Origin of the sequence: Bradyrhizobium sp. IAR9, from assembly GCF_013408065.1 — a bacterium.
Lineage (GTDB): Bacteria > Pseudomonadota > Alphaproteobacteria > Rhizobiales > Xanthobacteraceae > Bradyrhizobium.
Map to the genome: position 1 here is coordinate 172,765 of NZ_JACBZW010000006.1, position 19,973 is coordinate 192,737.

Below are 19,973 nucleotides of genomic sequence, written 5' to 3' on the forward strand. Positions count from 1 at the left end.
TCTGGGGTAGGGATTGATAGAGTGCGAGAAGCAGCGGCATCCCCTGCTCATGTCCCGGACGCAGCGCGCGAGCGCAGCGAAGCAATCCAGAGTCTTCTCCGCGGAGACAATGTCGATCCCGTTATCCTGAGGTGCGAGGCATGCGATGCAAACGCATCGCATGCGGAGCCTCGAAGGATGAGCGGCCGAGATACAGCGGGCTGTCGCCCTTCGAGGCCTCCGCTTCGCTCCGGCGCCTCAGGGTGACGGTCACAGATGAGAGCTCGCAGTACGTGGGCATTCGCATCTTCATTGCAGACACACGTTCGCAGACACACGTTCGCATCCTCGCGGCGCATCTCGCCCGAGCTTTGCTTGATCTCTTCACCCTCATTGAAAGAGGGCGCAGGGAAGACCGGGAGCCCGCTGGCACCCGCGGTCCACTGTGCGAAATCTGCGTAACAAGAAGCTGCACAGCGGCATACAGGTGTAGCCAGGACATCCCGGCCTTCCCTGCGCAGTGGCTTTACGGCTTATGTCGTGCTCTCCCCGGGGAGCGTTGCACTATTGCCCCCGTCGCCTTGCGGATGGCTGGCGGATGCGTCCGGTTGGACGACACCCATCACCACAAGACTTGGCGCACAGACCCCGGGCGCCAGGACGACACGATTTTGCCGTACGCGGATCACACCGGTCGTGTGCGCGAGGTCTTCGCTCACGGTTACCCGCCCTGCGAAGCTGTTCGCGCCGATGTCACCTGCGTCCACCGCCGCCCGGCCCGCGTTCGTGACGATCGCGATACGCCCCTCTTCCTTGGGCCGGGTTAAGGCGACACATACGTGATTTCCGAATTTCGGTAAAGTGGAATATTTTTGTCGCCCTGCGTTGACCCAGGGCTCGCGTGTTTTGCCCGTCGACCGACGCAAGGGCTTGTGGCAAGGATACCGGGATGCCTCGACAAAACCCCCGTTGTCATTCCCCGCGAAGGCGGGGAATCCAGTACGCCGCAGCTTCTCCGTACCACACCCCTGTCTCTGGAATACTGGATCGTCCGCTTTCGCGGACGATGACACCGATACTTGGAGCTACCGCGCCCCATAGCTCGGCGGCGGTACCTGCACCGTCGGCGCAGCGGCGGCGAACAGCTCTTCCTTGCTGCCGGTCAGCGGCGGATAGATGCGCTTGCGGTTGATGATGTTCTTGGTCGCCTTCGCAGCCTGACCGGTCGCCCTCACCTCGCGATCCCACCCTTCGGTATAGAGCGCGCCCCAGCCGCCGAGATCGAGCACGGTCACGTACCAGTCGATCCGCAGCGGCAGCATCGGCAGGCCGGCGAGATCGGCGACCACGTTGTGGCCGGCGAAGCGGCCCATGGGGCGCGCGAACTGGCAGGACATCACGGTCGGATGCAACCCGTCGACCACGCTCGAGGCGACGTCGCCGGCCGCGAACACGCCGCCGACATCCGCAACCCGCATGAAGGGATCAACCAGCAGGCGCCCGAGCCGGTCGCGCGCGTCCGGAAAACACGCAGCCAGGGGGCTCGCACGCATGCCCGCGCACCAGATCACGGTCTGCGCCGGAATGAACTCGCCGGAGCTCAAGCGAATGCCGGCCGCCTCGACCGAGACGACGCGCACGCCGAGGCGCATCTCGACGTCGAGCGCGGCCAACGCCGTCTCGATGACGGGACGCGCCGGCGTGCCGATGGTGGCGCCGGCCGCGGCGTTGGGATCGACCAGGATGATGCGGCGGCTGCCGGTGATGCCCGCGCGCGCCAGCCTGTCGGGCATCTCGGCCGCAACCTCGATGCCGGTAAAGCCTGCGCCGACCACCACCACCGTCGAACGCCCTGGCGACGGCGCGCTGCGGCCGAGCGAGACGAGATGATCCTCGAGGTGAAGCGCCGCGGTATAGGTATCGACATCGAAGGCGTGCTCGGCAAGGCCTGGAATGTCGGGACGCATCACCTCGCTGCCGAGCGCCAGCACCAGGCGGTCATAGACCAGCGTCTGCTCGCCGCTGCTCGTGACCAGCGAAATTTCGTGCCGGACCGGATCGATGGCTTCGACCTCGCCGATCTCGTGACTGACACCGACGGGATCGAGCAGCTGCGGCAACGGGATCGCGACCTCGCTGAGATCGACCTCGTAATTGCGCACACGGATGTTGTGATAGGGATTGCGATCGATCAGGCAGATCTCGATGTCGCTGACAGCGCCGATCTCGTCGCGCTTGCGTGCGGCACCTATGGCCGCCCACAGGCCTGCAAATCCGGCGCCGAGCACGACGATACGCGCCATGTCCGTTGACTGCACTTTCCCAATGGAACGACAAGGGAACGACAAGCGATCGAGCGGTGTACCCGCACAGGTAGATATAGCTCATCGCCGCGAATGGGCCAACTGTGATCCGCAGGACGAAACCGGGGCGCGCCTCACGCCTCGCGCATTTCCGACGGTGTCGCGCCAAAGCGCTTGCGGAACGCACGGTTGAAATAGGACAAATCGGAAAAGCCCGAGGAATGCGCGATGTCGCTGATCTTGCGCGCCCTGGCGCGGGGATCGCCGAGCAGCTTGCGCGCCTGCAGCAGGCGCTGCTCCAGCACGAATTCGGTGAAGGTCGTGCCGGCCTGCTCGAACAGGCGTTGCGCCTGGCGTGGGCTCAAGCCCGAGCGCGTCGCGATCTCGGACAGGCAGAGATCGTTGCGGCCGAGCGCGGCCATCACATCGGCGCGCATGAGGTCGAGGCGCGCCGCCGCGTGGCCGCGGCCGCGCGCAAGACTTGCATGCTCGGCATCGGTGCCGAGCAGGAGGCCAACCAGATCGACCATATGCTGCGCGGTCAGGCGCTGGCCCACCGCGTCGAGATGCGGCGCGTGATTGGCGGCGAGCGCGTGGTAGCGGAAGATGGTCTCGGCGACCGCACCGTCGCTGAGCACTTGCGACAGCTTGTCCTCGGTACGCGGATTGATGTCGAGCAACGCGCGGCGCGGCATGCGGATGGTGGTGAAGCGGTTTTCATCGGTGTGACCGACGGTGCCGGTGATGCTCATGTCGACGAGCACCATCTGCGCGGGCGCAAGCTCCACGGTGTGGCCATTCTGCCCGACACGGACGAGGCCGGCATGTGCGGCGATCAGCATGAGGTCGTCGCTGCCGTCGGCAAGGTGGCTCTGGGTGCGGGAATATTGCGCGGAGGCGCCTTCCGGAATGGCGAGCGCGATATTGTCGACCACGCTGATCTGGAGCCGGCAATCGATGCTGTCGCCATGGCTCGGCCCGATATCGAGGCCGCAGGCACCGAAGGCCCGCTCGCGCCAATGCTCGAACGCAGGACCGTGCGGCAGTCCGGTGTATTGGTGAATGAAGATGCCGGGCGTTTTCGCTGCATCCATTTGTTTTCTAGCCCCTCTTTCGGCTCCGCGATCGGCGGCGCCGACTGCAATTTCCGGGAATTTGACGCCACGAATTGCGGCAAGGTTCAAATCGGGGGCGGATTCAAGGCGACTTGTCGGGATGCGACGGCAGGATGGACCGTGGCGACAGGGACGCAGCTTCGTAGCCCGGATGCAGCGAAGCGTAATCCGGGGTTGTCGCCTGATGGCGCGGTGGTCCCGGATTGCGCTGCATCCGGGCTACGGGACCTACTTCTTCGCCGGGGCGGGCGCCTGCGGCTGGGACGGCGGTACGGTCTCGATCAGCTTGCCGGAAAAGATGGGGGCCGAGGTCGGCTGGCCGTTGGGCGAGCCGCCGGCCTGCTCGACCGTGACCGCATAGGTGGCGCCGTTGACGACCTCGGAATCATAGGAGGCGAGCAGCGGACGCGCGGTGAATTCGCCGGCGCCGATCACACCGAGCGAGCGCGGGCGCGGCAGCTTGTCGGAGATCAGCCAGAGCTCGAAGCTCTTGCCGGGCTCCGGCGTCGCGCCGACCTTGCGCACGGTAAAGTTCTTGGTCGCGCCATCGATGGTGAGGATGAAGGCGGGGCCGCCGCCCTGGCCCTGCAGCAGCGCGACATATTGCGCGGCGGCGGTGAGCGGCGCGGCCGGCGTCTTCACTTCCACCGTCTGGATGCGCGGCGCGGGACGTAAAGCCCCCGGCAGCGCGTCGGGCAGGACGATCTGAAGCGACAGCGTCACCAGCAGCGCGGCCGCGAGCGCGCCGACCGCGGATGCGATCGAGCGCCAGCGCTTCACGCGGCCCTCGAGGCGGATCACGTTGGTGTCGTCGGCGATGGGCACCTGCGGCGTCCGGACGACCTCGGGATCGGGCGCGTGGACCTGCGGCATGAACACCGGCGCGATGTCGGGTATCGCATCGGATCCGGAGCGCGTCGGCTCGGGCTGCTCTGCTTCGGGAGGCTGCGGCTCTGGTTGCGGCACCTGCTCCAGCGGCGCTTCCGGCGGTGCGGCTTCGACGGGCAGAATGCGCGGCGGTACGACGTCGGCCAGAACAGGCGGCTGCTGCGCAAGCACGGTGCGCGCGATCTCGGACCTGATGTTCTCCCACACGACCGGACGCGGCTCGACCGAGCCGACCATCTGGTTGAGGGCGCCGAGCCGATGGGCCCAGGCCTGCACGATGTCGGCGAACGCCGGGTCCACCGCCATCATGGTCTCGACCTGCGCGCGCTCATCGGCCTCGAGCGTACCGAGCGCATATTCCGCGGCGAGCGCGATATGGTCCTCCGAGTAGGCCATCACATGCAGTCCAGAACCACCCTCACCGTATAAACCTTCATAGTCCGAGGCACTCCCGGATATCCAACATGCTGCGCCGGAGCCACGTCTTCACCGTGTTGACGGGAGCGGCGAATTTCTCCGCCAATTGCTCGCGGCTCCAGCCGTTGTAATAGGCGAGAAGCACGAGCCGCTGACGGTCGGGCTCGAGCCGGCCGATGCATTCCAGCAGCCGCTTCAACTCCTCGGTCATCTCCCGGCGCGCCAGCGGATCGGGGCTGTCGGCCGCGACCTCCATCGCCTGCGGCTCCTCCTCGATCGAGACCTCCGACTTCTTGCGCACGATGTCGATCGCACGGTTGCGCGCGATCGAGGCCATCCACGTGATCGGCGACGACAGCGCGGGATTGAACTGGCCGGCACTGTTCCAGATCTTGACGTAGGTCTCCTGAATGACCTCCTCTGCGAGATCCTGTCGGCGCAAGATACGGAGCACGACGCCATAGAGTTTCGCGCGCGTGGCGGCGTAGAGGCGCTCGAAAGCCGCCTGATCGCCCTTCGCCACCGCCTCGATCAACCCGACCAGCTCTGCTGGCGTCAGCATTCAGCCCCCCAACCTTCCTCCCTCTCCCCCGCCTGCGGGGTCGGGACGAGCTACGCTCGCCCTGAGAGGGTCGGGGTGAGGGGGAGTCTCCGCAAGGGAGGTTGCAGACGGACCCGCGGAGAGTCCCCCTCACCCGGATCGCGCCGGACGATGCTACGCATCGCCGGGGCAATCCGACCTCTCCCCTCAAAGCGGGGCGAGGTAAACCATCCACCACCATAGCGCGTGGCCAAGCCGTCCACCAAGGGGTGCGGCGCCACACTGTGGATAGCACATGCGAAAACCCGGACCTTGCGGGTCCGGGTTTTACAAATTCTCGGCGGTTTGGCCGCTGGCTGTGTCTTTAGGCGACGGCGCCGATGCGGGCGCGCATCAGGCCGATGCTGTCGAGGTCGGCCTGCTCGCGGGCATTTTCCTCGGCGCGCTCGCGGGCCTGGTCGCGTTCGTCCAGGAGCTCGACCTTCTTGAGCTCCTCGAAGGCCTCGGCCAGCGCGGCCTTGGCTTCGTCGAGCTGGCCCTTGAGCTCGTCGGCCGAGCGGGTCAGGTTCTCGCGGCGCTGAATGGCGGCCTTGGCATAGGTCGGATAGGCGAAGTGCGAGGGATCGTTGATCCCGGCACGCTCCTGCTCGGTCGTGATCTCGCGTTCAAGATCGGTCGACATCCGCTGGAAGTCGGCGATCATGGTCTCGATCTGGGTGACCCGGCGGCGCTTCTCGTCGACCTGAAACTTCTTCAGGCGGATGAGGGTATCTCGTGACTTCATCGACTCATACTCCCCAGAAGTCCCCTCGCTGCACGTGGGACGTCACCGGTCTCCCCACAGGCCCGACTGGGGCCAAGACCGGCTCTGCTACTCTGTGGGATGGGATGATGACCTGACAAAGTTAGCGTTCCGTTTCCAAATTACCGAGGATATGCGCCAATTGGCGATAGCCGTCAGCCAGAGACGCATTTTCGTCCTTGCGCTGGCGCAGGAACGCCTCGAGCGGTTCGTGCAGGCGGATCGCCTCGTCGACCTCGGGGCTGGAGCCGGCCCGGTAGGCGCCGAGCCGGATCAATTCCTCCATGTCGGCATAGGTCGCCATCACCGCCCGCGCCTTCTGGATGGTCGGCCAGAACTGCGGATCGGCCGATTTCGGCATGGTGCGGGAGACGGATTTGAGGATGTTGATGGCGGGGTAGCGGCCGCGCTCGGCGATCGAGCGCTGCATCACGATGTGGCCGTCGAGGATGCCGCGGACGGCATCGGCGATCGGCTCGTTATGGTCGTCGCCGTCGACCAGCACCGTGAAGATCGCGGTGATGGCGCCCTCCCCCAGGCCCGGCCCGGCGCGCTCCAGAAGTTTCGGCAGCTCGGTGAAGACGGTCGGGGTGTAGCCCTTGGCCGTCGGCGGCTCGCCGGCGGACAGGCCGATTTCGCGCTGGGCCATGGCAAAGCGCGTCACCGAATCCATCAGGCAGAGCACATCCTGGTTCTCGTCGCGAAAATATTCGGCGACCGCGAGCGTCAGATACGCCGCCTGGCGGCGCATCAGCGCCGGCTCGTCGGAGGTTGCGACCACCACGACCGAACGGGCGAGGCCCTCCTCGCCGAGGTCATCCTGCAAGAATTCCTGAACCTCGCGGCCGCGTTCGCCGATCAGCCCGATGACGCTGACCGCGGCATCGACGTTGCGCGCGAGCATCGACAGCAGCACCGATTTGCCGACGCCGGACCCTGCGAAGATGCCCATGCGCTGGCCGCGGCAGCAGGTGAGGAAGGTGTTCATCGCGCGCACGCCGAGGTCGAGCGGGGCGCCGACACGCTTGCGCGAATGCGCCGGCGGCGGCGCATTGCGGAACGGCATCGGCGAAGCGCCTTGCGGCAGCGGTCCCTTGCCGTCGATCGGCTCGCCCAGCGCGTTGACGACGCGGCCGAGCCAGGCCGACGACGGCCGCACCAGATTGGCGGCATTGGCGATGACGGCCTTGCAGCCGCGGCGCACGCCGTCGAGGCCGGCGAACGGCATCACCACAGCATTGTTGCCGGAGAAGCCGATCACCTCGCAGGGAATCGAACGGTTGGCGCCGGTCTCGATCACCAGCCGCGCGCCGACTGACATCGCGTGGATGGGGCCGGCCACCTCGACCATCAGGCCGCGCACACCGACGACGCGGCCGTAAATATTGATGCCGTCGATATCGCCGATCTGTTCGGCAAGCGCCTTCATAAGACAGCCTTCATCAGGAGCGCGCTTTCATATGAGGCTTCATAGAATGGCCGCCCGCTTTCGTGAGCCCCGGGCCTTCACGGGGAAAACCTTAAGTTTCGCCATATTTCTGAACGGCGCTTAACTTCGTGTTTACCCGCATCATTAATCATTGCGTCACTGTCTTTGTGACTGAGCGTGACTCCCCTTCAGAAGAAGGCTGAGTCGCGGGAGTCGGTTAGGCCCGTCTCTTAAAGTGGAACTTGAACAGAACCGGGTGACGAAAGCTGCTTCGTACACAAGACCTTAGGGCGATTCGACAAAAATTGCACCCGGGGGACTTGCGTTCCAGAATCAGGATTTGTTAACCATCTGTTGTCAGGATCCGAATCAGTTGTTCAAAGGCGTTTTGTTGAGTGCCGCGAATGCGGCCGACCTGACGCCCAGGAGCGGCGACTATGGGGAACTGGCATGCGCGTTTTGCTGATTGAAGATGACAGCGCCGTCGCGCAGTCGATCGAGCTGATGCTGAAGTCTGAGAGCTTCAACGTCTACACGACCGATTTGGGGGAAGAAGGCGTCGATCTCGGTAAATTATACGATTACGACATTATCCTTCTCGACCTCAACCTGCCCGACATGTCCGGCTACGACGTGCTCAAGCAGCTTCGGGTCTCCAAGATCAAGACACCGATCCTGATCCTCTCCGGCCTCGCCGGCATCGAGGACAAGGTCAAGGGTCTCGGCGTCGGCGCCGACGACTACATGACCAAGCCCTTCCATAAAGACGAGCTGGTGGCCCGCATCCATGCGATCGTGCGCCGCTCCAAGGGTCACGCCCAGTCGGTCATCCAGACCGGCGACCTCGTCGTCAACCTCGACACCAAGACGGTGGAAGTCGGCGGCCAGCGCGTGCATCTGACCGGCAAGGAATATCAGATGCTGGAGCTGCTCTCGCTCCGCAAGGGCACGACCCTCACCAAGGAAATGTTCCTCAACCATCTCTATGGCGGCATGGACGAGCCCGAGCTGAAGATCATCGACGTCTTCATCTGCAAGCTCCGCAAGAAGCTGGCCAACGCTTCCGAGGGACGCAATTTCATCGAGACCGTCTGGGGCCGCGGCTACGTGCTGCGCGAGCCCCATGAGCACGAAGAGCGCATTCCCGCCTGATCTTCTGGGTTTACGTCGCAAGCCCTCCCGGGCTTGCTCCTCCCAGCCTGGACCCCGCCGCAAATGGCGGGGTTTTGTTTTTTGGGGATGCCAAGGCGGGTTCAAAGGCGGGTTCATCGCCCTCCCGCCATTGAACCGCTATCCTCCTCCCATCGACGAATGGTCGCTGCACGATGGGGGAACGATGATCCTGCAATCACTGGCCGGCCTGCCCGCCTTCCTGGTCTATTTCTGCACCGGGCTGATCGCGATCGTGGCGTATCTGTTCGTCTATACCCGCATCACCGCGCATAACGAGTTCCAGCTGATCCGCGACAACGAGCCGGCGGCGGCGATCGCGCTCGGCCTCAGCCTGCTCGGCTTCGTGGCGCCGCTGGTCAGCGCCATCGCACATTCGGCCAACGTGCTGGACTGCCTGATCTGGGCGATGATCGCACTGATCGTGCAGGTCATCGTGTTCTTTCTCGTGCGCGTGCCGGTGCCGAACCTGTCGGCGCGGATCGCGGCCGGCGAGCTGGCGCCGGCCATCTGGCTCGGGCTGTCCTCGCTCGCGGCGGGACTGCTCAACGCCGCCAGCATGATCTATTGAGATGGCCGACAAACCTTCCAACAAGCAGTTCGGCAAGCGCCGGCCACGCCTGCCACAGCCATTGCCGTTGCCGGCCAAAGAGCCGGTGAAGCGCTCCGGCCATGTCGCGCTGCTGGTGATGGGCACGCTCGCGGTCGGCACCACCGCGTACACGATGATGCCGCGGCAGAATTGCGAGCCCCCTCCGCCCGGAACGGACCCGGCGGTGCAGACAAGCACCAATTGCAGCAGCAGAAGCAGCTCCTCGAGCAGCGGCAGTTCGCGCTGGTCGTCACGGTCGAGCTTCTTCAGCAGCGATTCCTCGAGCCACTCCTCATCGGGCACGTCGTCCGATTCCGGCCACAGCAGCGTCAGCCGCGGCGGCTTCGGCTCGTTCGGCCATGGCTTCTCGGGTGGAGGCTAACAATGCAGCGCATCACGTGCCTGGAGCGCGACGACTGGCGGGAAACCGCGGCGCAATGCGGCTTCGTCTTCCACACCATCGACGGCGAACGCTATTGGGACGAGCGCGCCTATTACGGCTTCACGCTCGACGAGATCGAGCGCGGCATCGAGACGCCGACCGCCGAGATCGAGGCGATGTGCCTGGAGCTTGCCGGCCGCATCATCGGCGAGGAGCGGCAGCTGCGGCGCTTGCAGATTCCGGAAGCGTTCTGGAGCCTGATCGCCGAGAGCTGGCAGCGCGACGACCGCAGCCTCTATGGCCGGCTCGATTTGAAGTTCGACGGCAAGTCGGCGGCAAAACTGCTCGAATACAACGCGGATACGCCGACCTCGATCTTCGAGGCCGCAGTGTTTCAATGGACCTGGCTCGAGCAGGCGATCGAGCGCCGTATCGTCCCTGTTCGCGCCGATCAGTTCAACTCCATCCATGAGCGACTGATCGCGGCGTGGAAGGAGATCGCCGCGGGCCGTCACGTCCATCTCACCGGCACCACCGACAACTCGGAAGACGCCGGCACGCTCGCTTATCTCGAAGACACCGCGCGCCAGGCCGGCCTCTCGACCAGGCTGCTCGACATCGAAGAGGTCGGCTGGCGCGATGAGCCTGGCGGCTTCGTCGATCTCGACGAGGCCGACATCGCACTCGCCTTCAAGCTCTATCCCTGGGAATGGATGTTCCACGATTCCTTCGGCGCAAAGCTGAAGGACGCAGCCACGCGCTGGATCGAGCCGCCGTGGAAGGCGGTGCTCTCCAACAAGGGCATCTTGCCGCTGCTCTGGGAGATGTTTCCGAACCATCCCCATCTGCTGCCAGCGTTCTTCGAGGATGACGCGCGGGCAGCGGAGCTCGGAACATCCTACGTACGCAAGCCGCTGTTGTCGCGCGAAGGCGCCAACGTCACGATCGTGTCCGGCGGCGTATCGCTCGACGAGCAGGAAGGTCCCTACGGCGCCGAAGGTTTTGTGCGCCAAGCGCTCTCGCCGCTGCCGAATTTCTCAGGCTTTTATCCGGTGATCGGAAGCTGGTTGGTGAATCACGAGCCGTGCGGCCTGTCGATCCGCGAGGACGAGAGCCCGATCACCGGTAACCGCTCGCGATTTCTGCCGCATGCGATTTTGTGAGTGCAATGGCGCATGAGACGTATCTCTCGGCGCAATTGAAAGTATCGTAGGGTGGGCAAAGCGAAGCGTGCCCACCATTTCTGTTGCAGTGTTGGATCGATGGTGGGCACGGCGCAAGTGCGCCTTTGCCCACCCTACAATTCCGGACTCGCGGAAGGATCACCGCGCCGCGGCAACCTTCAACGACGGCGGCATCAATCCGCCCATGGGGCGGCCGGAACGTGCGGGGTTGAGCTGGTAGAGACCGCGGCGCTCGGCGATGGGACGGAACGCATCGGTGATGCCGACGACCGATTCCGCAGCACCCAGCAACAGCGTGCCGTCGGCCTCCAGGCCCTTCGCCATCCGCTCGAAGATCACCGCCTTGGTGTCCTGGTCGAAATAGATCAGCACGTTGCGGCAGAAGATCACGTCGAAGGTGCCGAGATGGGAGAAGTCCTGCAGCAGATTGAGCTGGCGGAACTGCACCATGGCGCGAATGTCGGCATTGAGCTGCCAGGTTTCGCCGGATTGCGTGAAGTACTTCATCAGGTGCTGGATCGGCAGGCCGCGCTGCACCTCGAACTGGCTGTAGATTCCGGCCTTGGATTTCTCCAGCACCTCCTGCGACAGATCGGTGGCGACGATCTCGATGCGCCAGCCGGCCAACGCCGCCCCCATCTCCTTCACGCACATCGCGATCGAATAGGGCTCCTGGCCGGTCGATGACGCCGCCGACCAGATGCGCAAGCTCTTGCGCGCCGCGCGCGCCTTGATCAGGCCCGGCAGGATGGTGTCGCGCAAATGATCGAACGGGATCTTGTCGCGATAGAAGAAGGTCTCGTTGGTGGTCATCGCTTCGACCACGTCGGTCGCAAGCCGGCCGTCGCCGTTCCTGATCTTCAGCACCAGATCGGGAATGCCTGATAGACTCGCCTTGCGCGCCAGCGGCAAGAGCCGGCTCTCGACCAGATATTGCTTGTCGGGGGACAGATCGAGGCCGGAGCGCTCTTTCAGGAACTTGCGCAGATAATCGTAATCAACCGGCGTCACGCGCGATCTCCCGCGAACAGGCGGTTGACCTTGGCGCCGATCTGGTTGAGCGGCAGGATCGCCGCGCAGATGCCGGCATTGGCCGCCGCGCCCGGCATGCCCCAGACCACGCTGGAGGCTTCGTCCTGCGCGATGACGCTGCCGCCGGCCGCAACGATGTCCTTGCCGCCGCGCATGCCGTCCGAGCCCATGCCGGTCAGGATCACGGAGAGGATGCTGCCGTGCCAGATGTCGATGGCGGAGGTGAAGAGCGGATCGACCGCGGGCTTGCAGAAATTGACGGCGGGGCCGTCGTCGAGCGCGATCACGATGTCCGCACCGCTGCGCGCCACGCGCATGTGCTTGCCGCCGGGCGCGAGATAAATCCGTCCCGGCTTCACCGGCTCGCCGTCGACCGCCTCGGCGGCCGGCTTACGGCTCGAACGCGCCAGATGCTCGGCAAGGATGGTGGTGAAGGTCGGCGGCATGTGCTGGGTGATCAGCACCGGGAAGCGGTCGATCACCGGGCCGAGCTCGGTGACGAGCGCCATCAGCGCCTGCGGACCGCCGGTCGAGGAGCCGATTAGCAGCACCTTGGGGGTCTGAGTGGAGAACGGGCGCATGGTGAGCGCCCCGGATGACGCAGCAGGCACCGCCGGAGCGGGCACTGCGGGCCGCGCAACAGGACTACGCGGGGCCGGAGCCGGGCTCGCCGGCGCCAGCGGCGGGCTTGCCACCGCGGCCTTGCGACGCAGCCGCGCACCGAGATGGCGGATCTTCTGGATCAGGTCGTGATGAAAGATGTCAGCGGCCGACGCCTCGCGCGTCGATTCCGGCTTCGGAATGTAATCGGCGGCGCCGAGCGACAGCGCCTTGAAGCTGATCTCCGCGTTACGGCGGGTCAACGTCGAGGCCATGATGATGACGAGATCGCGCTTCTTCGCAAGCAGCTGCGGCAGCGCCGAGATGCCGTCGAGCTCGGGCATTTCGATGTCGAGCACGGCAACGTCAGGATTGATGCGTTCGATCTGGTTGACCGCCTCGAGCCCGGTGCGCAGCGAGGCAGCGACCTCCATGTCGTGCTCGGCGCCGATCCACCGCGAGATCAGACCGCGGATGACGACGGAGTCGTCGACGATCATCACCCGCAGCGGCCCCGCTTCGCGCGAGCCGGTCGTGGCCGAATTACCTGCGAACGCAACACTCATTACTCACCAACTCAGACTGAAAGGGTACAGTTGAAAACATGCGCCGAAGAATCGCTTCGGACTCAGGCAGATCGCTCAGATAAGGCCGACTTCCTGGAATTTCGCCGTCACGATGTCCTTGTCGAACGGCTTCATAATGTACTCGTTGGCGCCGGCATGCAGCGCGCGCGCGATATGCGCGACGTCGTTCTCGGTGGTGCAGAACACCACCTTGGGCTGGTCGCCGCCGGGCATGCGCCTGAGATGGCCGAGGAACTCGTAGCCGTCCATCACGGGCATGTTCCAGTCGAGCAGCACCGCATCGGGCAAGCCGCGCTTGCAGGCCTCCAGCGCCTTCTCACCGTCCTCGGCTTCGAGGATCTGGAAGTCGAGGCCCTCCAGGATCCGGCGCGCAACCTTGCGGATGACGCTGGAATCATCAACGACGAGACAAGTTCGCATGTGAACCTCTGCTTCCTCCCCCTTTGCGGGGGGCACTTCCAATTACTGGCACGTCGGCGGCGAGCCGCCGTATCAGGCCGCCATCATTTCCGGCGCGAGCTCGAGGACGCGATCGACGTCGAGGACGACCATGAGCTGGCCCTCGAGGCGGTGGACGCCGCCGGCGAGCTTGGCCATGCGGGGGTCGAGGTTGACGGGATTTTCTTCCATGCCGGCTTCGGGCAGGCGCAGCACCTCGCCGATCTGGTCGATCAGCAGGCCATAGGATTCCCCGCGGAGGTCGACGCCGACCGCCATCGGCACCTTGCCGTCCTCGGGCTGCGGCAGGCCGAGCCGGGCGCGCATATCGACCACGGTGACGATGCGGCCGCGCAAGTTCAGCACGCCCGCGATCTCGCGCGAGGACAAGGGCACGCGGGTGACGCGTTCGGGCATGAACACGTCCTGGACGCGGGAGATCGGCAGCCCGAACAGCTGGCCGCCGATCATCGCGGTGACGTATTCGACCATGGCGCCTTCGCTGGACTGGGTCTTCTTGCTGGTCATTAGCGTATCTCCTGGTCCCGTCCCTTACGCCGCCGCCCGGTTCAGCTCGGAGGCGCCGGCGGCGCCCGCGGTCTGCTCCTTCAGCGCCGCGATCAGACCGGGACGGTCGAACTTGGCGACATAGTCGTGGAAGCCGGCCTGACGGCCCCGCTCGATCGCCGCCGGCGACACCAGCGCGGACAGGCCGATGATCGGCATCGAGCCGAGATTGTTGTCGGAGCGGATAACTTCCGCGAACTCGAACCCGTTCATGTCGGGCATCTCGATGTCGGTCAGCACCACATCGAAGCTCTGGGCCCGGAGCGCAGCCAGGCCCTCCTGCGCGGTCGGCGCGGTGCGGACGCGGTAGCCGGCGGCTTTCAGCACCGGCGCCAGCATGTTGCGGAAGAAGGCGCTATCGTCGACCAGCAGCACCGACTGCGAGTGCATCGACGGCTTCATCTCCTTGCGGGTGAACCAGTCGGCGAACGCCATCGGGAGGAAGTGGCCGACGTCGATCACCTCGGTGGCCTGGCCCTTGATCACGGCCGAGCCCAGGATGCCGGAGGCGGAGCCGCCGACCTCGATGTTGAGCCGTTCCTCGACGATGTCGATGATCTCGTCGACGACGAGGCCCATGGAGCGGCCGTCATCGGCGAACACCAGGATCGGCTGGGCGCCCTGGCTCGCAATGGTGACGCCTTCCATGGCAACGAGCGGCATCAGCTGCTCGCGGTACTGCACCATGTAACGGCCGTTCGAGAACTCGATCTTGTCGGCGGGCAGCTCTTCCAGGCGGGTGACGAGGCCAAGCGGGACCGCCTTGGGCTGCGACGAGCCGGCGCGGAAGACGAGGAGCGAGGTGGTCTGCTCGCCCGAACCGATGTGATGTGCGCCGTTCTCGTCGCCCATGTCATGCGCCGAGGAGCCGGCGGCGCCGAGCGCCTTGGCAATGCCGTTGGGGTCGATGATCATGATCACCGCGCCATCGCCCAGAATGGTGTTGCCGGAGAACATGTCGATGTGACGCAGCTTGGTCGACATCGGCTTGACCACGATTTCTTCGGTGTGGAACACGCCGTCGACGACGATGCCAAAGGTCTGGCTGCCGACTTGCGTCACCACGATGAAGCCGTTCTCGGGATCCGAGGCCGCACCGTCGTCGATCTTGAGCAGCTTCTTCAGATGGATCAGCGGCAGCAGCTTGTTGCGCAGACGAAGGACCGCGGTGTCCTTGATGCGCTCGATGCGGTGCTCTGAATTGGCGCGGGCCCGCACCAGCTCGACCACCGAGAGCTGCGGGATCGCAAAGCGGTCGCCGGCGGCTTCGACGATCAGGGCGGAGACGATCGCCAAGGTCAGCGGGATCTTGATGGTGACGGAGCTTCCCTCGCCGGCCACGCTCTTGATGTCGATGGTGCCGCCGATCTGGTCGATATTGGTGCGCACCACGTCCATGCCGACGCCGCGGCCCGAGACCGAGGTGATGGCCGCCGCGGTGGAGAAGCCCGGCGCGAAGATGAACTTGTGGATCTGGGCTTCGCTCATCTTCTCGAGCTCGGCCTCGGTGACGAGGCCGCTCGAGATCGCCTTGGCCTTGATCTTCTCGGTGTTGAGGCCGCGGCCATTGTCGGCGATGCAGATGATGATGTGGCCGCCCTCGTGATAGGCGGACAGGCGGATGGTGCCCTGCTCGCCCTTGCCGCTGGCGAGACGCTCGGCGGGGGTCTCAAGGCCATGATCGGCGGAGTTGCGCACCATGTGGGTGAGCGGGTCCTTGATCAGGTCGAGCACCTGGCGGTCGAGCTCGGTGTCGGCGCCGTGCATCTCGAGTTCGATCTGCTTGCCGAGTTCGCTCGAGAGGTCGCGGACGATGCGGGGCAGCTTCTGCCAGGCATTGCCGATCGGCTGCATGCGCGTCTTCATGACGCCTTCCTGCAGCTCGGCGGTGACGTTGGACAGGCGCTGCAACGGCACCTTGAACTCGGTGTCCTCGTTGCGGCGGGAGATCTCCAGCAGCTGGTTGCGGGTCAGCACCAGCTCGGAGACCATGGTCATCAGATGCTCCAGCGTATCCACGTTGACGCGGATCGACTGGTTGGCGATGCGGTCGCCTTCGGATGCGCCCTCGTCGGCCATCGACTTCTTCGGCGCGGCCTTCTCCTTGGCGGGCTTTGCTTCCTTGGCGGCGGGTGCGGGCGCTTCAGCGGCCGGCGCGGGCTCGACCTTGGCTTCAGCCTTGGCAACGGGCGCGGGCGCCGGCGCCTCGATCGCGGTCTCGCGGAAGGCGCGCTCGAGCTCGTCGAGCGAGACTTCGCCCGGACGCAATGGGCGCTCCAGGGTCTGCTCGATCAGCGAACCCGTGGTCATGTTTGCCGGCGCAGCAGCGGCAACCGGGGCTTCCGGCACCAGCGGCGGGGCCTCAGTGACGGGAGCAGCGGTACCTGCAGCCATTGCCGCCATGCCCTGCTCGACCATCGCTTCCAGCTTGTCGATGAGATCGCGGTCGTTCCCCTCCGGCTCGGCTTCGGTGGCTTCCAGGCCGGCCAAAATTTCCTTGATGCGGTCGATCGAGGACAGGATCACCGTCACCGCCTGCCCCGTCACCGGCATGCCGTCACGGAATTTGCCCATCAACGTCTCGCCGGCATGCGCCAGCGCTTCCAGCCGCGGCAATCCGAGGAAGCCGCAGGTGCCCTTGATGGTGTGGACCAGGCGGAAGATGTTATCCAGGATCTTGGCGTTGTTCGGCTCCTGCTCGAACTTCACCAACTGGTTGTCGACGGTGTCCAGGCTCTCGCTGGTCTCCGTCAAAAACTCCCGCAACAGATCATCCATGAAAACAGGCCTTCATACAGGGCGGGCACGCACGAATTGTGATGCGCCTATTCGGAATGGGGCCAGCTTCACCGCAAAGCGTTTAATATTGGTTGAGTATGTGCAAAAGAACGGAACCAACAAAGAGATAAGGCGCTCCGGACAAGCCGAAGCGCCTCGTAAAGATTTGATTAAGATGCCGAGCGCGCTGCGCGCGTTTACGAAGCGGTAATGATGATGGCTTCGCCTTCCGGCTTGAGCGTCACGGTGAGCCCGCAGGCCTGCGCCAGCAGCCGCGTATAGTAAGGCTGGATCGCATGCGCATCCGCAGCAGGGCCGCGCTCGCCGCTCAGCAGCTCGGAGATGTTCTGCGGCAGACGCGCATTATGTCCGGTCGCGGTGATGCGGAAGCTCATCGTCTCGCCCTCGCCGATCGGGTCGATCGTCAGCATGCCGCCGCGCGGGATCGTGTGCTGGGACACGACCAGCATGTTGAGCAGCAGCTTGACGCGATTCTTCGGCAGCAGGAGCCGCGGCAGATTCCAGGTGATCGAGCACTTGCCATCCTCGATGTGGCCGCGCGCCATGGTCTGGGCATCGCCGAGATCGATCTGCGCGCCGGAGGAGCCGGCGGCGCCGAAGGCGAGACGGCAGAACTGGAGCCGGGCGGAGGCGGTCTTGGCGCTCTTGCGAATCAGGTCGAGCGCGAATTCGCGATCTTCCGGCTTGGGATCGTCGTCGAGCACTTCGAGCCCGTTGACGATGGCGCCGACGGGGCTGATGAGATCGTGGCAGACCCGCGAGCACAATAGTGCTGCGAGTTCGAGCATATCGGGAGCAGTAGCGGTCGCGGGCGACGAGGCGTCAGACATATAAAGGGGTCCTGGAGGGTTCCTGAAATGCACGGCGCTGGACGCCGCGAATCACGCATGCTTGACGGATGCTGCGGGTTCTAACATTCGCCAGCCCGTGGCAGCTAGCTTGCGATAGGTTCGAAGCGGCCATAAAGGGCTGCGGGCGAATCAACTGAGGGGACGAAACTTGCTGACGAATGAGGCACACAGGTGAGGATCATCGACGCCGAGGCCGCATCCCGGTTGATGGAGCCGCTCACCGCGCTGGTGGTGAAGGCGGGCGAGGCGATCCTCAGCGTCAACCGCGCGGCGATGCGGATCGACGGCAAGCAGGACGGCTCGCCGGTCACCGAGGCGGACCTTGCCGCCGACCATATCATCGCGGACGGCCTGGCCCAGCTTGCGGGCGACGTTCCGACCCTCTCGGAAGAGCGGACCGAACTCGCCTCGCCCTCGTTTGATGGCAGCTTCTTCCTGATCGACCCGCTCGACGGCACCAAGGAGTTCGTCGCCGGTCGCGACGAGTTCACCGTCAACCTCGCTTTGGTGACAGCAGGCGTGCCGCTGCTGGGCATCGTCAGCGCGCCCGCGCTCGGCCTGCTCTGGCGCGGCATCGTCGGCCGCGGCGCCGAGCGCGTGAGCTTTGACGGCGCTACCATCGGTGCGGCCGAGCCGATCCACACCCGCAGGCTGCCGGCGCAAGGCGAGCCCTGGATCGCGGCGGTGAGCCGCTCGCATGGCGACCCCAGGAGCGAAGCGTTCATCGATAACAGGCCCAACGCCGTCAGGCGGATGGTCGGCTCGGCGGTGAAATTCGGCCGGATCGCGGAAGGCAGCGCCGACATCTACCCCCGCTTCGGGCCCACTTGTGAATGGGACGTCGGGGCCGGCTCTGCGGTCGTAACCGCGGCCGGCGGCAAGGTGACCGACGGCAAGGGCGGCGAGCTCCGCTTCGGCGAGCGGCACGCCAGCGGCTTCATCATCCCGGAGTTCATCGCCTGGGGCGACCCGCAGGCGGCAAGACTCTGAAGTCCCCTACTGACCGAGCCTGTCCTGAAGGGCGGGCCAGCGTTTGCCGACCTCATAGAGGAACCGCTCGGGATTGGCGGCGAAGGCGTCGCGGTTGGCTTCCCGGCTGAACAGATAGAGCCGCTGCGCCACGATCGCGAAGAAACGGGGATTGCCGGCGACGGTGACCCCGCGGGCGATATCGGCGGGGTCGTAGCCGCCGAATTGCGGCCCATAGATTTCGGGATGGGCCAGGAAGGAAGCGCGGTTGCCCTCGTTGCGAAAGCGCCAGACCGCACCCCAGAGGTTCGCCTCGAACTCCGCCGTGCCCCGCAAGGCCCGACCATCGACGAAATAGGCGACGGGGTCGAACCCTTCGATGGCGACGCCGGTGAAGCGGTTGACGACGACCCGCTCGGTGGTGGCGGCCCCTGCCGGCGTGACCGGGCCGGTGAGCCATAGGCCCGACAGCAGGCCGACGAGGAGGCCGATCAAGGCAATTCCGGGGCGCAAAGGGCTATCTTCCTGCCGTTGTGCCGTCATAGTTGCTGCGGATAACATCCGAGTCGAGGGGACATCCGGCGCAACCTAGAGCCTCGCCTGTTGGCGTCAGGTTAAGGAAGCGACCGGTTTCGGTACCAGGGGTTCTTTTATGACTTTCGCATCACGCCTTGCTGCGCTCGCGCTTGCCGCGATGGTCGGCTGGATTGTGCCGGCCTCGGCCCAGCAGGCGCCGCCGCCCAATCTGCCGCCGCCGCAGCGGACCCCGACGCCCAGCACCTACGGGCCGGATGAGCTCGTCGGCGCCGGGCACCGTTTCTTCGGCAACGTCTCGCGCGGGCTCGCCTCCATCATCGAGAAGGCGATCAGCCAATGGGGCCTGCCCAACGGCTATATCCTGGGTGAGGAAGGTTCCGGCGCATTCGTCGCCGGCCTGCGCTACGGCGAAGGCACGCTCTACACCAAGAACGCCGGCGACTTGCGCGTCTACTGGCAGGGCCCCTCGCTCGGCTTCGACTGGGGCGGCGACGGCGCGCGCACCATGACGCTGGTCTATAACCTGCCCGCCACCAACGCGATCTACCAACGCTTCGCCGGCCTCGACGGCTCGGCCTACATCATCGGCGGCTTCGGCATGACGGCGCTCACCGCCAACAACATCGTGCTGGTGCCGATCCGCTCCGGGCTCGGCCTCAGGCTAGGCGCCAATATCGGCTATCTCAAATACACGCCGCGTGCGACCTGGAACCCATTTTAGGGTTTTCCTCTCCCATCGGGCTTACGGATCAAGGTTAACGACAGGCCGGGGCTGGCTTTTTGCCGGGCCG

General features: G+C 65.2%; 19 protein-coding genes. 6 read left to right on the forward strand and 13 right to left on the reverse strand.

What is annotated here, in order from left to right; genetic code table 11:
• Window positions 1-1,064 precede the first annotated feature (1,064 nt).
• From GGD67_RS18215 to fliI, 6 genes are all read right to left on the reverse strand, one after another.
• Entirely contained in the window at window positions 1,065-2,282 is a 1,218-nt protein-coding gene (locus tag GGD67_RS18215) for an NAD(P)/FAD-dependent oxidoreductase (protein WP_179734734.1), read from the reverse strand.
• Between the two features lie 134 nt (window positions 2,283-2,416).
• Window positions 2,417-3,376, reverse strand: coding sequence for an AraC family transcriptional regulator (locus GGD67_RS18220; protein WP_179734736.1), 960 nt, complete (start codon window positions 3,374-3,376; stop codon window positions 2,417-2,419).
• Window positions 3,377-3,625: 249 nt separating this feature from the next.
• Entirely contained in the window at window positions 3,626-4,681 is a 1,056-nt protein-coding gene (locus tag GGD67_RS18225) for an anti-sigma factor domain-containing protein (protein WP_179734738.1), read from the reverse strand.
• A 37-nt stretch (window positions 4,682-4,718) separates the two neighbouring features.
• Window positions 4,719-5,264 (reverse strand): sigma-70 family RNA polymerase sigma factor, encoded by a 546-nt coding sequence (locus GGD67_RS18230; protein ID WP_018316925.1) that lies wholly within the window; start codon window positions 5,262-5,264, stop codon window positions 4,719-4,721.
• Window positions 5,265-5,607: 343 nt separating this feature from the next.
• Window positions 5,608-6,027, reverse strand: a complete 420-nt coding sequence (gene fliJ, locus GGD67_RS18235) for a flagellar export protein FliJ (protein ID WP_008138882.1) — start codon at window positions 6,025-6,027, stop codon at window positions 5,608-5,610.
• A 121-nt stretch (window positions 6,028-6,148) separates the two neighbouring features.
• Window positions 6,149-7,474, reverse strand: a complete 1,326-nt coding sequence (gene fliI, locus GGD67_RS18240) for a flagellar protein export ATPase FliI (protein ID WP_018316924.1) — start codon at window positions 7,472-7,474, stop codon at window positions 6,149-6,151.
• Between the two features lie 450 nt (window positions 7,475-7,924).
• Between fliI and ctrA the strand changes: the two genes are divergently transcribed.
• The 4 genes from ctrA to GGD67_RS18260 all read left to right on the forward strand — a co-directional run bounded on the left by ctrA (window position 7,925) and on the right by GGD67_RS18260 (window position 10,781).
• The gene (gene ctrA, locus GGD67_RS18245) at window positions 7,925-8,626 is read left to right on the forward strand and encodes a response regulator transcription factor CtrA (RefSeq protein WP_008138878.1); all 702 of its coding nucleotides are present in this window, start codon (window positions 7,925-7,927) and stop codon (window positions 8,624-8,626) included.
• A gap of 184 nt (window positions 8,627-8,810) precedes the next feature.
• The gene (locus GGD67_RS18250) at window positions 8,811-9,215 is read left to right on the forward strand and encodes a DUF350 domain-containing protein (protein ID WP_026201752.1); all 405 of its coding nucleotides are present in this window, start codon (window positions 8,811-8,813) and stop codon (window positions 9,213-9,215) included.
• Window position 9,216: 1 nt separating this feature from the next.
• Complete coding sequence (locus GGD67_RS18255; protein WP_179734740.1) at window positions 9,217-9,618, forward strand: hypothetical protein; 402 nt, start codon at window positions 9,217-9,219, stop codon at window positions 9,616-9,618.
• A 2-nt stretch (window positions 9,619-9,620) separates the two neighbouring features.
• On the forward strand, window positions 9,621-10,781 hold the full coding sequence (locus GGD67_RS18260; protein ID WP_179734742.1) for a glutathionylspermidine synthase family protein: 1,161 nt from the start codon (window positions 9,621-9,623) through the stop codon (window positions 10,779-10,781).
• A gap of 159 nt (window positions 10,782-10,940) precedes the next feature.
• Here the strand turns inward: GGD67_RS18260 and GGD67_RS18265 are convergent, their stop codons facing one another.
• From GGD67_RS18265 to chpT, 6 genes are all read right to left on the reverse strand, one after another.
• Window positions 10,941-11,813 carry a protein-glutamate O-methyltransferase CheR gene (locus tag GGD67_RS18265; protein WP_179734744.1) on the reverse strand — a complete coding sequence of 291 codons (873 nt, stop codon included), beginning with the start codon at window positions 11,811-11,813 and terminating at the stop codon, window positions 10,941-10,943.
• Window positions 11,810-13,000: a chemotaxis response regulator protein-glutamate methylesterase gene (locus GGD67_RS18270; protein ID WP_179734746.1), complete on the reverse strand. Its 1,191-nt coding sequence runs from the start codon at window positions 12,998-13,000 to the stop codon at window positions 11,810-11,812. The genes GGD67_RS18265 and GGD67_RS18270 overlap by 4 nt, the downstream gene beginning before the upstream one ends.
• Window positions 13,001-13,075: 75 nt before the next feature.
• The gene (locus tag GGD67_RS18275) at window positions 13,076-13,441 is read right to left on the reverse strand and encodes a PleD family two-component system response regulator (RefSeq protein ID WP_007600538.1); all 366 of its coding nucleotides are present in this window, start codon (window positions 13,439-13,441) and stop codon (window positions 13,076-13,078) included.
• A 72-nt stretch (window positions 13,442-13,513) separates the two neighbouring features.
• Window positions 13,514-13,987 carry a chemotaxis protein CheW gene (locus tag GGD67_RS18280; protein ID WP_179734749.1) on the reverse strand — a complete coding sequence of 158 codons (474 nt, stop codon included), beginning with the start codon at window positions 13,985-13,987 and terminating at the stop codon, window positions 13,514-13,516.
• A 24-nt stretch (window positions 13,988-14,011) separates the two neighbouring features.
• The gene (locus GGD67_RS18285) at window positions 14,012-16,804 is read right to left on the reverse strand and encodes a hybrid sensor histidine kinase/response regulator (RefSeq protein ID WP_179734751.1); all 2,793 of its coding nucleotides are present in this window, start codon (window positions 16,802-16,804) and stop codon (window positions 14,012-14,014) included.
• A 197-nt stretch (window positions 16,805-17,001) separates the two neighbouring features.
• Entirely contained in the window at window positions 17,002-17,655 is a 654-nt protein-coding gene (gene chpT, locus GGD67_RS18290) for a histidine phosphotransferase ChpT (RefSeq protein ID WP_026202749.1), read from the reverse strand.
• A 228-nt stretch (window positions 17,656-17,883) separates the two neighbouring features.
• Between chpT and GGD67_RS18295 the strand changes: the two genes are divergently transcribed.
• Complete coding sequence (locus tag GGD67_RS18295; RefSeq protein WP_179735089.1) at window positions 17,884-18,666, forward strand: 3'(2'),5'-bisphosphate nucleotidase CysQ; 783 nt, start codon at window positions 17,884-17,886, stop codon at window positions 18,664-18,666.
• A gap of 6 nt (window positions 18,667-18,672) precedes the next feature.
• Here GGD67_RS18295 and GGD67_RS18300 read toward each other — a convergent pair whose 3' ends face one another.
• Window positions 18,673-19,158 (reverse strand): YHS domain-containing (seleno)protein, encoded by a 486-nt coding sequence (locus GGD67_RS18300; RefSeq protein WP_179734753.1) that lies wholly within the window; start codon window positions 19,156-19,158, stop codon window positions 18,673-18,675.
• A gap of 139 nt (window positions 19,159-19,297) precedes the next feature.
• On the opposite strand from GGD67_RS18300, the gene GGD67_RS18305 reads away from it, so the two are divergent.
• The gene (locus GGD67_RS18305; RefSeq protein ID WP_018322430.1) at window positions 19,298-19,903 is read left to right on the forward strand and encodes a DUF1134 domain-containing protein; all 606 of its coding nucleotides are present in this window, start codon (window positions 19,298-19,300) and stop codon (window positions 19,901-19,903) included.
• The last annotated feature ends 70 nt before the right edge of the window (window positions 19,904-19,973 follow it).